This is a genomic window from Streptomyces sp. NBC_00878 (genome assembly GCF_026341515.1).
Lineage (GTDB): Bacteria > Actinomycetota > Actinomycetes > Streptomycetales > Streptomycetaceae > Streptomyces.
This window is the reverse complement of the sequence record NZ_JAPEOK010000003.1, coordinates 1-16,188: the sequence shown is the minus strand read 5'-3', so window position 1 is coordinate 16,188 and position 16,188 is coordinate 1. Positions and strand designations below refer to the sequence as shown.

Here is a 16,188-nt window from a genome sequence, read left to right as displayed (position 1 = left end):
CGCGTCCCACGAGCGGAAGTTGTTCCCTCGCATGCGTATCTATCTGCTTGCCCTCAACCCGACCGACTCCGTCACCGAAGGGTTCCTGCCCGCCGCGGCACGGCTCGGCCTGGACGTCACGCTCCTCACCGACCAGCCGGACGCGCACCGGCGCACATATCCGGAGATCGAGATCCTGGAGTGCGACGTACGCGACTTCCACGCCGTCGTCACCCGGATATCCACTCATCACCGGCCGCACGCGGTCTTCACCAACAGCGACCATCTGCAGACCCAAGCCGCCCTGGCCGCCGACTACTTCGGCCTGCCCGGCAAGGACTGGTGGGTCACCCTGCGCACCAAGGACAAGGCCGAGATGCGTCGCCACCTCGCCTCCGTCGGTGCGGACACGGTGTGGTCGACCGAAGTCACCGATCCCGCGGACCTGACCTCCCTCGACGTCCCGTACCCCTGTGTCGTCAAGCCGCGCGAGGGCGTGGCCAGCGAAGACGTCGTGCTGGTCCGCGGTTTCGAGGAACTGGTGGCGTGCTGTACGGAGATCAGGAGCCGTCGCCCGCGGGCCGCCCTGGTCATCGAGGAGCATCTGCCCGGCGAGCTGTACACCCTGGAAACGCTCGGCGACGGTCATGTGCGCCTTGTCCTGGGCGGTTTCCATACCGAGGTGTCGCCGCCGCCGTACTTCATCGAAGAGCGGATGACCTTCGTTCCGGCCCATCCCGAGCCGGTCGTCGCCCAGGTGCTGGCCCAACTCGACGCGCTCGGCGTGGGATTCGGCGCCTGCCACACCGAATTCGTGGTCCACGAGGGCCGGGCGCGGATCATCGAGGTCAACTACCGTGCCATCGGCGACCAGTGCGACCTGCTGCTGGCGCGCCTGCTGGAGATCCCGCTCTTCGAGCTCATTCTCCGTACGCACCTGGGTGAGCGCATGCCCTCGGACCTGGGAGCACGTCGTGACGGCGCGGCCCGGCTGGAGTACCCCTGCGCCGAGAGCCCCGGGACACTGACCGCCGCTCCTGCCGCCACCGAACTGACGGTTGACGAAGTGCAGTTGACGTACCGTCCGCTCCGGCAGGTCGGCGAGCGGCACGAGGTGTACCGCACCAACCGCGACTACCTCGGCGTAGTGCGAGCCACGGGTACCGACCAGGAGGCCGTGGACAAGGCGGTGGCCGCGTTCCTGGCCGGGCAGCGGTGGGAGATCCAGCGGTGACGGCTCCGACGGCGGTGGCCGACGACTCCTCCGACGCCGGAGACGAGGGCAGGGGCGGGGGTAGGGACTGGGGCAGAGGCCGGGGCAGGGGCCGGGGCAGGGGCCGGGGCAGGGGCCGGGGCAGGGGCGGCGAACGGCCGGAGACTTACACCACCGAGGGCGAACTGGTGACCCGGGTACTCAGCGCTCTGCTGCGTGAGGACGTGGTCGGCCTGCGCACGCGCAGCACGCTCGTGCGCAGGCCGGACGGCGCCTGGCTACAACTGGCCGATGGGCAAGGGCGGTTCCTCCTGCTGCCCGTCGTCGAGGACGGGTTCCAGTGTGAGTACGCGGCCCGATTGCCGTTGCTCGTCGGAGAATCCCAGGAAACCGTGCCCGTCCCATACGAGACGTGCGACGAGATCCTTGGCGCGCTGCGCGCCCTCGCCGACCCCATCGACCAGGACGGATTCGACGCCTTCGCGGAGGAGTGCCGCCAGACACTGGCCACCATGCGGCTGCACGACTCGGTCCGGGCTGAGGTGACCGAGCAGCTGACGGAACGTCATGGCGCGACCCCTGCCGACTGGACCGGACCGAACGGCGGACTGGCGTACGACACCCTCGCCGCCCACCTCGACCATCCCGTCTACCCCACGGCACGGGGCCGCTCCGGGCTCACCGAGGAGCAACTACGGTCGTACGCACCGGAGTTCAATCCACGCTTCGCACTGCGCTGGCTCGCCGTGCCCCGGGAGTCGCTCAGCGGCACGCTTCCGGAACGCTGGCCCACGCCCGAGCGGCTCGGGCTGGCGGGGCTCGAAGGTACTCATGTGGCCCTGCCCGTCCACCCGTTGACCGTCGGCACCCCGCTGGAGGGCGCCCTGCGTGCCACAGGCCTGGCGGACCGTGCGGTGCTGGCCGAGCGAGCCCACCTCGAAGTCGTGCCGACCCTCTCGATGCGTACGGTGGCACTGTCCGCCGACCCGTCCCGGCACATCAAACTCCCCTTGCCGACCGCCACGTTGGGCCTGCGCAACCGGCGGACCATCAAGCCTGGGACACTCGTCGACGGGGCCGCGGGGCAGCGTCTGATCGAGCGGGTCGTCGCCCGCGAACCCCGCTTCCGGAGCACGATCCTGCATGCCGACGAGACCGTGTACGCGCATGCCGGTCACGAACTGCTCGCCGCGCTGTTCCGGCGTTACCCCGCCGGTCTCCAGGACTCCGTCGTCGTGCCGATGGCCGCGCTGCTCGCCGAAGCACCCGGCGGCCGACTGGTCGTCGACCACCTCGCCGACCGCTTCTACGGCGGTGACCCGCTCGCCCTGCTGGACGCCTGGCTCGTCCTGCTCTTCGACTGGCAGACCACGCTGTTCAGGTACGGGATCGCGCTGGAGTCGCATCAGCAGAACATCTCGCTCGTCCTCGACCGGCGAAGCGACGGGCACACGCGGCTGCGGCTGCTGTTGAAGGACAACGACGGGCCTCGCATCAACGCCGCGCGGCTGCGCGAGAGGTTGGGCGATCCGTTGGACGAGCCGTTGGGCGGGCGATTGGGCGACGACGCACTCGGTGGGCCGTGGGGCTTCGACGACGCCCGGACCTTCGGCGAGAGCGACCAGCCGGTCGTCGACCTGTTCACCACCGTCACGGTCCATCTGTGCGCGGGCGCCTACGCGTTCGGGTTCGCCCGGCACGGCCGCGCCCCGCTTCCGGTGCTGCTGCGGCTCGTACGCGACCGGCTCGCCGAGGCGATCGAGCGGCTCGGGACGGGAGCGGGCGAGCCCGGTGCCGTGCTGCGAGCCCGGGTGTTGGACTCACCCCGGCTGCCCGTCAAGGCGATGGTCACCGCGGGAACCCTGCTCACCAAGGAACGTTCGGGCGCGGCGGACATCAACAAGCACTACACAAATGGCCCGAACTACCTGCTGCGGACCGGGGATTCGGCATGACCGCAGAGGTTCTGCGTCTGCGGTCGCCGCCGTCGCACCGATCACCGTATGCGCGACCGTTCTCCGCTCTCTTTGTACCCGCTGGAGCCGCACATGCCCTCGCTGACCGAGTCCCTCGGTAGCACCCTCACCACCACCGCCACTCCCACCGCGCCGACCGAACTCCCGTCCCCCGACGAGGCCGTGGCGCACACCCTCCTCAACTGCCTGCTGCGCGAGGTGTCGGGCCCCGAGCGTCAGACCGCCTTCACCGTCGGCCATCTGCTGCTTCGACTCCCCCGCCGCGGTGTGCTGCTGCGCGTCGCCCTGCGCCGCACGTCACTGCTCGGCGCGCACCGCTTCGCCGGACCGGTGAGCGAGCAGACGGACGACGGTGGCTGGAAGGTGGTCGGTTGGCGGCGGCTGGCCGAGTACACGCAGGACGAGCTGAGCCTGCGGACCGGCGTGCACAACGAGGAGTTCCTGGAGCAGATCCGCTCCAGTCACTGGACCATCGCCGCCTCACTGGCCGTACGAACCGGGGCCAGCCCGAGTGCTCTCCCCGTACGAACGGAGACCGGCCCGAACGCCATCCCCGTACGGGCCGTACGAACCGGGTCCGACTCGTTGGCGGACGACACGCCCGTCGCCGCCTATCTCGCCTCCGAGCAGTCGCTGCTGTTCGGGCACCGTTTTCACCCCACGCCCAAGGCGCGTACGGGGGACGCGGACTCCTGGCTCGCCTACTCGCCGGAGTTCGGTGCGGCGTTCCCCCTGCGCTACCTCGCCGTACGCGAGCACCTCATCGCGGAAGAGGCCGCGGAGCCCGGCGCCCTGGACGCGCTCGACCGGCGGGACCGGCCGGACCGGCACGACCGGCACGACCGGCACGACCGACCGGACGGCGACGACGTCCCCGACGGCTACCGGCTGCTGCCCGCCCACCCCTGGCAGTACGCGATGCTCCGCGAGCACCCGGCGCTGCGGGCGGCCCTCGGGCATGGGGACATCCTCGACCTCGGCCCGGGCGGCAGGCCCTACGCCGCCACGGCGTCCGTACGGACGCTGTACGACGGCGAGTCGTTCCTGAAGTTCAGCCTGAACGTCCGGATCACCAACTGCCTCCGCAAGAACGCGAGTTACGAGTTGTCGGGTGCCGTCGCACTCACCCGCGCCCTGGGCCCGGCCCTGGCCGACCTGGCCGAGCGCTTCCCCGGCAGCGCGGTGCTCCGCGAGCCCGCGTACCGCAGCCTCGCGCTTCCCGGTCCGGACGGAACCCCGGACCGCGAGCTGCTCGAAGGCTTCGGCGTCATCGTCCGCGAGGGCCTGACCCGGCATCTCCTGCCCGGCACCACTCCGCTGCTCGCGGCGGCCGTCGCGGACGAGTACCCGACGAGTCCCGCGCACGTTTCGCGCCTCCTCGACGGGGCCGGTCCGCAGGCCGCTCTTGACTGGTGGTCGGCCTACCTCAGGCTGCTTGTGCCGCCGGTCCTGGCCGCTTACTTCGACCACGGTCTGGTGCTGGAACCCCATTTGCAGAACGTGCTGATCTGCGTGGACGGCGACGGTATGCCCGCCCAGGTCCTCTTCCGCGACCTGGAGGGCACCAAGCTCGTGCCCGAGCACCACGCCGAGACCCTCGCCGCGCTGCCGCCCGAGGTCGCGGGGCCCCTGACGTACGACGCGCAGCGCGGCTGGGACCGGGTCGCCTACTGCCTGCTCGTGAACCACGTCGCCGAGCTGCTCGCCGCCCTCGCCGACCTGCACCCCCATGCCGAGGCGGCTCTGTGGGCGGAGGTCCGTGCCACCCTCCGGACGTACGCCGACCGGTACGGCTGCCCGCCGCCGCTGGCCGCGCTGCTCGCCGGAGTGCCCCTGCCCGCCAAGGCGAACCTCCTCACCCGCTGGGAACGAAAGGCCGACCGCGAGGCCGGATACGTCCGCCTGCCCTCACCACTCGGCGAGGACATCCTGCGCCACACGACCGGGAGTACCCGTTGACCATCCTCACCACCGCCGTACGGGACCGTGTGCTCTCCCTGCCGTCCGACGAACTCCCCGCCTACGTCTACGACTTGGCCGCTCTGCGCGAGCACGCGGCCGCCGTGCGGGCAGCTCTGCCCGAGCGTGTCGAGCTCTACTACGCGGCCAAGGCCAACCCGGAGCCGGAGATCCTGGCCGCGCTCGGCCCGTACGTGGACGGCTACGAGGTCGCGTCGGGCGGCGAACTCGCCCATGTCGCCAAGGCGGTTCCGGGCCGCCCGCTGGCCTTCGGCGGTCCGGGCAAGACGCCCGCCGAGATCACGACCGCGCTGGAGAGGGGCGTGGAGCGCTTCCATGTGGAGAGCGAGTACGAGCTGCACATGCTGGGCGAACTGGCCCGGCGGGTCTCGCCCGACGCCCGGGTCGCGGTTCTGCCGCGCTTCAACCTCCCTGTGGCATCCGGCTCGTTGGCCGCGAGTTCGCTGGCGATGGGCGGCCGTCCCACGCCGTTCGGCCTCGACCCGTCGCATGCGGACGCCGTCGTGCGTCTGCTCACCGACGGCACGTATCCGCATCTCGAACTCCGGGGCGTTCACGCCCACTTGGCCAGTGGACTGCGGGCTCCGCAGCAGCTCGCGGTGGCCGAGTCCATCGTGAGCTGGGCCGTGCGGCTGGCCGAGCGGCACAGGGTGCGGCTCGCCGAGGTCAACGTCGGCGGGGGAATGACGGTCGACTACGCCGCTCCCGAGGACCGTTTCGACTGGGTCGCGTATGGCGAAGGGCTCGCCGAACTCGCCTCCCGGTACCCGGATCTGACGGTGCGTATCGAACCGGGGCGGGCGCTGACGGCGTACTGCGGCTGGTACGCCACCGAGGTGCTGGACGTGAAGGAGAGCCATGGCGAGGAGTTCGCCGTGGTGCGGGGTGGCACGCACCACCTGCGCACGCCCGCGACCAAGGGGCACGACCAGCCCTGCACCACGCTCGCGGTGAAGGACTGGCCGCATCCATGGCCGCGGCCGGTCGCGAGACGTGAACTCGTCACGCTCACGGGCCAGTTGTGCACTCCGAAGGACGTCCTGTCCCGGAACGTCCCGGCACCGGGGCTGAGGGCGGGCGACCGCGTGGCGTTCGCCCTCGCGGGCGCCTACGCGTGGAACATCTCCCACCACGACTTCCTCATGCACCCGCGGCCCGGGTTCCACTTCCTGAACGGCGTGGAGGGGCAATCGGCTGGGGGGTGAGGGGGCACGGAGGGAGGAGGCATGGCGTGGGGGGCACCGGGTCAGGGAACGGCCGGCTGGAGTCAGCCCTGCTGGAAGAGCTCCGCGGGCAGGGGCTTGAGGAGCGCGTACAGGTCGTCGGTGATGGGCCGGTCCCAGGCGGCGATCGTCACCAGGACGTTGTCACTGCGGTCGAACTGGACGCACGAGATCCGCGTCTCGGAGAGCTTGAGGCGGCGCACGATGAGGAGGTTGTCGCCCTGCATCACCGGCATGTCCTCGGCGCCGACGACCGTGACCTCTTCCTCGTTCTCCAGCGCCAGCAGCAGCTGCGCCACCTCGAACGGGACCTCCCCCTCGGCGACGTCCCGGGCCGGTGAACCCTCCGGCAGATTGCCGATGATCATCGCGGGGCCACGACCGCCGAACAGGTCGTAGCGCAGGAACACACCCTGACAGCTTCCGTCGGGCGCGGGCAGCAGGCCCGCGCCGAGATTGCCGGGCCAGTCGCCCGGGTCCATGGCCAGAACGTCGAATTCAGGCCCGGCGGGAGTGGCGCTGCGGCGGCGGAGGAAGGACATGCCGCAATGGTACGTGCCCCGAGGGCTGGACGGGTGTGGGGTCGACGGTCGTTGGCCAGCGAGCGTTGGCCATCACGCGGTGACTGGGGGCCGGTGTGCCGACGGGCGTTGACCAACGCGTGGTGACTTCGAGCCGTTTTCGTCGCCGCTTGTTTGCCAACGCTCGTTGCCTCCACTGTCGGCGTGAGCCATCGGGCGCTTACCAACAAGCGTTTGCCAACGCTCGTTGGCTTTGCGTTGGCGTGTTGGCCGACGCTGATTGGCCCACGCCGGTAGGCCCACGCTTGTGGGCCGACATCTGTAGGCCGACATCTGTAGGCCCACGGCCGTTGTCCCACGCCTGTGGGCCCACACCCGTAGGCCACCCGCCTTAAAGGTCCACGCCCGTAGGCCAACACCGGTAGGCCGCCCGCCCTACAGGCCCACACCTGTTGACTACCCCTTCGCTCCCTCTCCCCTTACCCCTCCCCAACCTCTCCCGCTACCGCTCCCCCTCTCTCACGCTCCCCCTCCCTCACGCTCCTCCTCCAACGCCGCCCCCAGCCCCTCCCGATCCGTCCCCACCTTCCGGTACACCGCCGACAGCAGTCGCACCACCGTCGGCTCGTCGGTGTGGAGCTCCTCCGCGATACCGGCTGAGGTGTGGCCGCGCACGGCGGATTCCGCGGCCGCGCGTTCGCGGGCGGTGAGCGTGTCCGTCTCGGTGCTGTGGAGGCGTCGCGGTCGCAACCCACCGGCGGCCAGTTCGTCGCGCGCGGCCTCGACCAGCCCGTCGGCGCCGCACTGCACGGCCGCCTCCAGCCCCCGGTAGAGGTGCTCGGCGGCCTCCTTCGGGCGGCCCGTGTGCCGTAGCTCCGTGCCGAGGGCGACGAGGGCGCAGGCCAGTTCGTACGCGGCCGGTGAGCGTTCCAGGTGGCCGACGGACTCTTCGAGGAGCTTCACGCGGGTCGAGCCCGAGGAGACGTCTGCCGCGGCACGCAGTGCCTGGCCGATCGCCGACGGCGCGCCGAACAGCCGGGCCCGACCCACGGCCTCGAACGCCGTGGTCACCGCCCGCTCCGGGTCGTCGTAGCTCTCCGCACGGGCGAGGTGCAGCTGCCAAGGGCACCAGGACGGATTCCGCATGCCGCGCGGATCGAGGCGGCGCCCCGCCGCGGCAAGTTCGGCGGCGGCATCCTTTGTCAGCCCCCTGGCCAGCAGCAGCTCGCCGTGCACGGTCTGGGCGTCGGGGAAGACGACGGCGGCGGGGAACGGTTCCCCGAAGGCGTACTCGTCGGCGGTCTCCGTGGCCTCGGTGATCCGGCCGCGGGCGAGCAGGATCTCGATGAGGGTGCCGACCGCGTACCAGTGGGCGGGCGTGCCGGGCCCGACGCGTTCGGCGAGCCGGAGCCCCGCGCGCACGAAGTCCTCGGCCTCGGCGAGACGGCCGCGGCGGAAGCGTACGTACCCGAGGAGGGTGTAGCCGAAGGACAGGTGGGCCCCGTGCCAGCCCTGCCGTTCGAAGTCGGCGATTCCGGCGGCGAACAGTTCTTCGGTGCGCCCGGGCCGGTCCGCGTACATGAAGGTGAGGGCGACCAGGACGGGTACCTCGAAGCCGCGGTCCGCCTCGGCCCAGCCGAAGCCGCCGGCGAGGGCGCGTTCGGCGTGCCGGATCGCGATGTGGGCGGGTTCGCCGCGCAGGGTGGCGTCCCAGGCGCGCAGGCCGATCACATAGCGCTCGGTGAGGTCGCGGCCGGTCAGCCGGTCGGCGAGCCGGGCGAGGCGGCGGGAGCGGGCCGGTGAGTCGGGCTCGTCGGCACGGAACGCGTCCCACATGAACTGCTCGGACTGCATACGCAGCCGTACGCGGGCGTCGCCGGTCACCTTGGTCTCGCGGGAGAGGGTGTCGGAGGCCTCGTCGAGCCGGTCGCTGTGGGCGAGGACCTGGGAGAGCCGGTAGACGATGTTGTGCCGCAGCTCGGTGTCGGCGATGGGCTCTTCGAGCGCGGCCCGCAGGTGGTTGACGGTGGTCGCGGGTTCGGTGAGCAGGGAGGCGCTGCCGAGTTCGTACAGGAGAGCGGCCCGTTCGCCGATGGGCGGCGGTTCGCGCAGGGCGCGGGCGAGGTGGCGGCGGGCGGTGTCGGGTGCTCCGGCGCGGAGGGTCTCGCGGGCGGCCGCGCGCAGCTGCTGGACGACCCAGGTGTCGCCGTCGGGGTGGGTCTCCATGAGATGCCGGGCGGCGGCTGACGGGCCGAGGCCCGCGTCGACGGCACACCAGGCGGCCTGGCCGTGGAGGGCCACCCGTACGCCCCGGGGGATGGCCCGGTAGACGGCGGTGGCGATGAGCGGGTGGACGAATTCGAGCGTGCCCGCGGCCGTCACGGCGCCGGTGAGGATGCGGGCGCCGCGCAGGGCGTCCGCCGCGTCGGCGGCCTCCTCCGAGCCGAGGCCCGCGACGGCCGCGGCCAGCGTCGGTGGGATCTCGGTGCCGAGGACGGCGCAGGCCCAGGCGAAGCGGACGGTCGAGGTGCCGAGGCGTTCGAGGCGGGCGACGAGTCCGCTGCCCTTGACCGCGGCGGCCAGGTCGCGCAGCAGATGGGCCCCGGCCTCGGTGGGGGTCAGGCCGCGGTCGCGTACCTTCGCGGTGAGTTCGACGGCCTCGAACGGGTTGCCCGCGGTGACGGCCCAGCATTCGCGGCAGAACGCGTCGTCCGCCTGGGTGCCGAGGGTCTCGCGTACCAGATGGGCGACGGCGGTGGCGCTCAGCGGTTCGAGGTCGAGGGGGCGCCCGCCTGCCCGGCCGGGCAAGCCCCTGAACGGCTCGGCGTGGTCCGGGAGTTCGTCGGGCCGGTAGGCGACGACGAGCAGTAGCGGCAGTTCCTCGGCGCGGGGTGCGAACGCGGCGAGCCACTGGAGTGACTCGGCGTCGGCCCAGTGCGCGTCGTCGAGGAGGAGAACCATCGGGGCGCGTCGTACCGCGAGGTGCGTGAGCACCCAGTCGAGGCCGTCGCGCAGGCCCTGCTGGTCGGGCGGTGCGCCCTCGGCGGGGGCGCACAGGCCGAGAGCGGGTCCGACGATGGCGTACCAACTGCCCAGCGTGGCACGGAGTTCGGCCTCGGGGACGCCCGCGAGCTGGGGCTGGAGAAGCTGACGTGCGACGTGGAAGGCGACGTGCTGCTCCTGGTCGCCGCCGCGCGCGGACAGCACCGTGCAGCCCTTGGCGGTGGCGCGACGGCGTACTTCGGCGAGAAGGGTGGTCTTGCCGATTCCGGCGCGTCCGGCGAAGGCGAGCAGCCCGCCGCGGCGCCGGTCGTGCGGTTCGGTGACGTCCCACTGGGAGCCGGAGCCGTCCCGACGAGGGTTGTCGGTACCACGAGAGCTCTCCGTACGACGAGAGCTTTCGGTATGACGAGAGCTCTCGGTACGGTGGCCGACGGCGTCCGTGCGCAGCCCGGTGACCTCGCCCAACGCCTCGTCCACAGCGGCGAGTTCGCTCTCGCGCTCGAAGAGCGTCCTTCTGCTTCGCATGCCGCCTTGCCCCATGACGCACCCCCTGCCACGGTGGTGCAACCGGCGCGGGGAGTCGGTGCGCACCGTGACCTACAAGCAGCTCAGCGTACGCCCGGAGCCTGTGGCGCGGAGCTGTTCGACCACTACTGACCGGAGTGGTTGGCCAGCCGTTCCAGGAGGGCCACGGCCTCGGCGGCACGCTCGTGCGGGACGAAGAGGTGATCGTGGTGGAAGCCCGCGACGACGTTGCAGCTCAGGCCCGCTTCGGCCAGTGCCTGGGCGACGGCGGCGGTGAGGCCGACGGCGTCCAGCGCGGAGTGGATGCGCAGGGTGATCCAGCCGGCCACGTAGTCGTACGTGAGGCGCGCGGCGTCGGCTTCCTCCTGCTGGACGACGAGGGTGAGGCCCTCGTCCTCGACGACGGTGACGACCGGCGAGAGTCCAGGGGGCGCCGTGGTGCCGGGGATGGTGGTGAAGACGAAGCGGCCGGGATGCAGGACGGGTGCCATACCGCTCAGCAGTCGACCGAGATCACGTTCCGCGTTCATACCGCCGGGGCCGCTCATACCTGGAGACTATGCCGTTTTCTTGTGTCGTTCGTGGTGACGAGCGACACGGGCACGGTCGCCGCGCGAAGGTTTACGGAACGTCTTCCTCGACGTCCTGGGGCCAGCCTCTGTCAGGCATGGCCCCAGGAAAAGGGTCGAAGATCGCGTTGCCCGGAAAAGGGTAGGGAAAACGCCCCTCTTGTCGGGTCAGGCTCCCCCACGTCCTCTCACGTGAGGTCGAACTCTCCCTCCCGCGCCCCCGACACGAACGCGCCCCATTCCGCGGGCGTGAAGATCAAGGAGGGGCTTTCCGGGCGGCCACTGTTGCGCATCGCGATGAAGCCTTCGACAAAGGCGATCTGGACATCCCCCAGTCCGCGGCTGCTGGAATGCCAGTCGGCGCTGCTGAGGTCAAGCTCCGGCTTGTCCCAGCCCGCGAGCGGGTGCTGCTGGATGGTGCTCTCGGCCACGTCCGTGCTCCTCCCGGTTCGTCGTCCGCGGCCAGCCTAGCTTTCGGTCACTGCCGCGCACAGGCCACGACAGGGCCCAGCCTCAAGAGGTCGGCGGCGTGGCTCCGACCAGCCACATCGAGAAGAACTGGGATCCGCCGCCGTAGGCGTGCCCGAGGACCCGGCGGGCGCCGTCGATCTGGTGTTCTCCGGCCTGGCCACGCACCTGAAGTGCGGCTTCGGCGAACCGGATCATCCCGGACGCCCCGATCGGGTTGGTGGACAGCACGCCGCCCGACATGTTCACCGGCAGGTCACCGTCCAGTTCGGTGACTCCGGATTCGGTGAGTTTCCACCCCTCGCCCTCCGCGGCGAAGCCGAGGTTCTCCAGCCACATGGGCTCGTACCAGGAGAACGGGACGTACATTTCCACCGCATCGATGTCGCGGCGGGGGTCGGCGATGCCGGCCTGCCGGTACACGTCGGCCGCGCAGTCCTTGCCGGCCTGTGGCGAGACGAAGTCCTTGCCCGCGAAGAGCGTCGGTTCGCTGCGCATCGCGCCGCCGTGCATCCAGGCGGGCGGATGCGGTGAACGGGCCGCTCCCGCGCGGTCGGTGAGGACCATCGCGCAGGCGCCGTCGGAGGACGGGCAGGTCTCCGAGTAGCGGATCGGGTCCCAGAGCATGGGCGAGGCCTGGACCTTCTCCAGTGTGATGTCGTGCTCGTGGAGATGCGCGTAGGGGTTCTTGAGCGCGTTGCGGCGGTCCTTGTACGCGACGAGGGAGCCGACCCCGTCGGGCGCGCCGGTGCGCCGCATGTACGCGCGTACGTGCGGGGCGAAGAAGCCGCCCGCGCCGGCGAGCAGGGGCTGCTGGAAGGGGATCGGCAGGGACAGGCCCCACATGGCGTTCGACTCGGACTGCTTTTCGTAGGCGAGGGTCAGTACGGTGCCGTGGACGCGGCCCGCGACGAGGTTCGACGCGACGAGCGCGGTGGATCCGCCGACGGAACCCGCGGTGTGGACGCGCAGCATGGGTTTGCCGACCGCGCCGAGGGCGTCGGCGAGGTAGAGCTCGGGCATCATGACGCCCTCGAAGAAGTCGGGCGCCTTGCCGATGACGACGGCGTCGATGTCCGCCCACGTCAACTCGGCGTCCGCGAGAGCACGTTGGGCTGCCTCGCGGACAAGTCCCGCGATCGACACGTCCTTTCGGGCCGCGACGTGCTTGGTCTGGCCGATCCCGACGACGGCCACGGGCTCCTTGCTCATCGCGGGTCTCCCTCCAGTACGGCGACCAGGTTCTGTTGCAGACACGGGCCCGAAGTGGCGTGCGCGAGGGCGCGGTTGGAGTCGCCCCGGTGGATTCGGGCGGCCGCCTCGCCGATGCGGATGAGTCCCGCGGCCATGATGGGGTTGGCGGCGAGGGGTCCCCCGGACGGGTTGATGTCGACGCTGTCGTCCAGCCGCAGGGCCTTGCGCAGCACCACCTCCTGGGAGCTGAACGGGGCGTGCAACTCGGCGGTGTCGACGGGCCGTTCGAACACCCCGGCCCGTTCCGCCGCCAGCCGCGCGGACGGCGAGTCGGTCAGGTCCCGTACGCCGAGACCGTGTGCCTCGATGCGGTGGTCGATGCCCCGGATCCAGGCGGGCCGCTTGCACAGGTCACGGGCCCGCTCGCCCGCCGCGAGGATCACCGCGGCCGCCCCGTCGCCGATGGGCGGGCAGTCGCCGGTACGGAGGGGACGTACGGCGTAGTCGCCTCGCGGCACCGAACCCCTCAGCTGAGCATGGGAGTTGCCCGCGGCCGAGGCACGGCTGCGGGCGGCGACGGCGGCCAGCGCGGGCTCGTCCGTGTCGCCGGCGTCGATGAGGACCTGCGCCTGGAGAGCGGCCAGGGCTATGGAGTCCGGCCACAGGGGCGCCACGTAGTACGGGTCGAGCTGCCGGGTCAGTACGTCGCGCACGGAGCCGGGGGACGACTTGCCGTACGCGTACACGAGCGCGGTGTCGGCCTCGCCGGTCAGGAGCTTCGTCCAGGCCTCGTACAGCGCCCATGCCCCGTCCATCTCCACGTGCGACTCGGAGATCGGCGGCCAGGCGCCGACGCCGTCGAGCGCCATCGTGAAGGAGAAGGCGCGGCCCGCGAGATAGTCCGTGGAGCCGGAGCAGGTGAAACCGATGTCGCTGGTCCTGAGCCCGGTCCGGTCCAGGACCTCGTGCAGGACCGGCATGAGCATCTCCACCTCGGAGAGCTCGTCGCTGGTGCGCAGATGGTCGGTCTGCGCGAAGGCGACGACGGCGATGTCCCTCTGCGGCCTCGGCGCGGGCATCTACACCAGCTCCTTGTACGTCTCGTAGTCCGCGTCGGGTTCGCCGGTGGGCCGGTAGTGGTCGGGGAACCGGCCCCCTTCCGACCACACCGGTTCGACGCGCAGGCCCATCCGCACCTGGTCGTAGGGGATGCCGCCGATACGGCCGTGCAGGGCGAGGTCGGCGCCGTCCAGGGCTATGTGCCCGTAGACGTAGGGCACTTCGATGTCGAGGTTCTTCGCCTTGATGTTGACGATGCAGTACGTCGTCACTGTGCCGCGAGGCCCCACCTCGACCTGTTCCAATGTGGCCACACCACATGTGGGGCACGCACCCCTCGGCGGGACGTACACCTTGCGGCAGGACGGGCAGCGCTCGCCCACGGCCCGGCGGTCGGCGAGCGCCTCGATGTAGCGGGACTGGGCACGGCCGGGCGAGTAGGTGTAGTCGAGGCGGGCGGGAGCGACGATGCCGGTCACCATGTCCTCGAACCGACCGTCGCTGCCGGTCAGTTCGGCGGGTCCACCGTCGTACGGTTCGAAACAGGCGATGTCCGTAATGGCACCCGACCGTTCCTCGGCCCACCGGACGCGGACCCGCATCCCGGTACGTACGGCGTCGGGGCCCGGGGCGTCGAGGGCGTGCAGCAGGGCGGTGTCGGCGCCGTCCAACCGCACCAGGACCCAGGCGAAGGGCGTGTCGAGAGGCTGCCCGCGACGCGGCTCGTGGTTCCAGGCCCAGGTGCTGACGGTCCCGGTGGACGCCACCTCGACCAGCTCACCGAGCTCCTCGGAGGTGACGGGGTCGTACTCGACGGGCGGGACCAACGTCTGCCCGTCACCGGTCTTCACCCCGAGCACGACACGCTCCCGCAGGCCGGTGAGAAACGCGCTCTGGACGGGGCCGAGGGAACGAGTGAAGGGAAACTCGACAACCAGGGGAGCTTTGAGAACTTCAGGCACGGGGTCTCCTCAAGGGACGCGGGGCTGTGGCACTTGCGGCTACGACGGGCGCCCTCAGGGACGCGGGGCTGTGTTCGATATGCGGCTCCTCCCCCACTCTCGGCTTCGCTCGAACGGGGGGACCCCCATCGTGGGCGCGACCAGCCACGACGAACCCGCAGCCATGAGCCGGCCCCCAGCGGAGTTCACTCCCGCCGATACACCGCCGGCCGCTTCTCCGCGAAGGCCTTGGACCCCTCCTTCGCATCGGCCGTATCGAAGATCGGCCACCCCCTCTTCAGCTCGGCCGCAAGCCCGTCCGCCTCCGTCATCTCGGCGGTCTCGTACACCGACGCCTTGACGGCCTCGACGGCGAGCGGACCACAGGCGTTGATCTGCCCGGCGATGGCGAGGGCCTTCTCCAGGGCCGTCCCGTCGGGGACCACATGCCCGATCAGACCGATGCCGGCGGCCTCCCGTGCCGAGTACGGACGGCCGGTGAGCAGCATCTCCAGCGCGTGCGTCCGCGGGATCTGCCGCTGGAGCCGGACCGTCGAGCCGCCGATCGGGAACAGGCCGCGCTTCACCTCGAAGAGCCCGAACGTGGCGGACTCCCCCGCGACCCGGATGTCGGTCCCCTGGAGGATCTCGGTACCGCCGGCCACGCAGTGGCCCTCCACCGCGGCGATCACGGGTTTGCGCGGCCGGTGGTGGCGCAGCATCGCCTTCCAGTGCAGATCGGGGTCGGCCTTGAGGCGGTCCCGGTACTGCTGACCCTCCATCCCCTTGCCCGCGAGGGCCTTGAGGTCCATGCCCGCGCAGAACGCGCCGCCCGCGCCGGTGAGGACGATCGAGCGGACGGCGTCGTCCTCGTCCGCCTCGACCCAGCCGTCGTGCAGGCCGACCAGCATCGGCAGCGAGAGCGCGTTCTTGGCCTCGGGCCTGTTGAGCGTGAGCACCAGTGTGGCGCCTTCGCGCTGCACGGTGAGGTGTTCCGTCCCACCCATTGCCGTCCTCCCGTCTCAGGAACGAGAACAGGTTGCAGGAGGGGAGGGACCAGTTCAAGGGTTTTCTGACAGACAGTCAGATTTCTTCTGCGCGGACCCTTCACAGTTGTGGCGGCCTTTGCTCTGATGACCGGCGAAGCGATGACGCACGTCCATTCGTCGATGCTTGCCGGGGTCAGGAGGAGCGGTGGAGTACAACCTTGCCGACCTGTTCGAGTCGGTCGTCGACGTGGTCCCCGACCGCGAGGCACTCGTCTACATCGACCACCCCGGCACGGGCGCGGAGCGCCGCCTCACCTACGCCGAGCTGGACGCGGCGGCCAACCGCATCGCGCACCACCTGATCGACAGCGGCATACGCCCTGGTGAGCATCTCGGGCTGCACCTCTACAACGGCATCGAGTACCTGCAGACCGTCCTCGGCTGCCTCAAGGCGCGGATCGTGCCGGTCAACGTCAACTACCGCTACGTGGAAGAGGAGTTGGTCTACCTCTACCGAGACGCGGATCTGGTGGCGCTGGTCTTCGACG

At 70.9% G+C, this 16,188-nt stretch carries 13 protein-coding genes; 5 read left to right on the top strand and 8 right to left on the bottom strand.

Annotated features, from left to right (window positions below; translation table 11 throughout):
• The first annotated feature begins 31 nt into the window (after nucleotides 1–31).
• The 4 genes from OHA11_RS46985 (at nucleotide 32) to OHA11_RS46970 (ending at nucleotide 6,353) form a co-directional block, all read left to right on the top strand.
• On the top strand, nucleotides 32–1,213 hold the full coding sequence (locus tag OHA11_RS46985) for an acetyl-CoA carboxylase biotin carboxylase subunit family protein (RefSeq protein WP_266508799.1): 1,182 nt from the start codon (nucleotides 32–34) through the stop codon (nucleotides 1,211–1,213).
• Between the two features lie 167 nt (nucleotides 1,214–1,380).
• Entirely contained in the window at nucleotides 1,381–3,147 is a 1,767-nt protein-coding gene (locus OHA11_RS46980; RefSeq protein WP_266508798.1) for an IucA/IucC family siderophore biosynthesis protein, read from the top strand.
• Between the two features lie 93 nt (nucleotides 3,148–3,240).
• The gene (locus OHA11_RS46975; RefSeq protein ID WP_266508693.1) at nucleotides 3,241–5,127 is read left to right on the top strand and encodes an IucA/IucC family siderophore biosynthesis protein; all 1,887 of its coding nucleotides are present in this window, start codon (nucleotides 3,241–3,243) and stop codon (nucleotides 5,125–5,127) included.
• Complete coding sequence (locus OHA11_RS46970; protein WP_266508691.1) at nucleotides 5,124–6,353, top strand: type III PLP-dependent enzyme; 1,230 nt, start codon at nucleotides 5,124–5,126, stop codon at nucleotides 6,351–6,353. Before OHA11_RS46975 ends, OHA11_RS46970 begins: the two co-directional genes overlap by 4 nt.
• Before the next feature lie 62 nt (nucleotides 6,354–6,415).
• On the opposite strand, the gene OHA11_RS46965 is transcribed toward OHA11_RS46970, so the two are convergent.
• The 8 genes from OHA11_RS46965 to OHA11_RS46930 all read right to left on the bottom strand — a co-directional run bounded on the left by OHA11_RS46965 (nucleotide 6,416) and on the right by OHA11_RS46930 (nucleotide 15,658).
• Entirely contained in the window at nucleotides 6,416–6,913 is a 498-nt protein-coding gene (locus OHA11_RS46965) for a hypothetical protein (protein ID WP_055610485.1), read from the bottom strand.
• Nucleotides 6,914–7,411: 498 nt separating this feature from the next.
• The gene (locus OHA11_RS46960) at nucleotides 7,412–10,420 is read right to left on the bottom strand and encodes an AAA family ATPase (protein WP_266508688.1); all 3,009 of its coding nucleotides are present in this window, start codon (nucleotides 10,418–10,420) and stop codon (nucleotides 7,412–7,414) included.
• A 125-nt stretch (nucleotides 10,421–10,545) separates the two neighbouring features.
• Nucleotides 10,546–10,950, bottom strand: coding sequence for an ACT domain-containing protein (locus OHA11_RS46955; RefSeq protein ID WP_266508796.1), 405 nt, complete (start codon nucleotides 10,948–10,950; stop codon nucleotides 10,546–10,548).
• A gap of 227 nt (nucleotides 10,951–11,177) precedes the next feature.
• Entirely contained in the window at nucleotides 11,178–11,420 is a 243-nt protein-coding gene (locus OHA11_RS46950; RefSeq protein ID WP_123962873.1) for a DUF397 domain-containing protein, read from the bottom strand.
• A gap of 82 nt (nucleotides 11,421–11,502) precedes the next feature.
• The gene (locus tag OHA11_RS46945) at nucleotides 11,503–12,669 is read right to left on the bottom strand and encodes a thiolase domain-containing protein (RefSeq protein WP_266508687.1); all 1,167 of its coding nucleotides are present in this window, start codon (nucleotides 12,667–12,669) and stop codon (nucleotides 11,503–11,505) included.
• Nucleotides 12,666–13,730, bottom strand: coding sequence for a thiolase domain-containing protein (locus OHA11_RS46940; protein ID WP_266508685.1), 1,065 nt, complete (start codon nucleotides 13,728–13,730; stop codon nucleotides 12,666–12,668). The genes OHA11_RS46945 and OHA11_RS46940 overlap by 4 nt, the downstream gene beginning before the upstream one ends.
• A complete protein-coding gene (locus OHA11_RS46935) occupies nucleotides 13,731–14,672 on the bottom strand; it encodes a Zn-ribbon domain-containing OB-fold protein (protein ID WP_266508683.1) in 942 nt (313 codons plus the stop codon). It abuts the gene before it with no gap.
• A 185-nt stretch (nucleotides 14,673–14,857) separates the two neighbouring features.
• Nucleotides 14,858–15,658: a crotonase/enoyl-CoA hydratase family protein gene (locus OHA11_RS46930; RefSeq protein ID WP_266508681.1), complete on the bottom strand. Its 801-nt coding sequence runs from the start codon at nucleotides 15,656–15,658 to the stop codon at nucleotides 14,858–14,860.
• Nucleotides 15,659–15,845: 187 nt separating this feature from the next.
• Between OHA11_RS46930 and OHA11_RS46925 the strand changes: the two genes are divergently transcribed.
• The coding region (locus tag OHA11_RS46925; protein ID WP_266508679.1) for an AMP-binding protein at nucleotides 15,846–16,188 on the top strand (343 nt) is incomplete at its 3' end.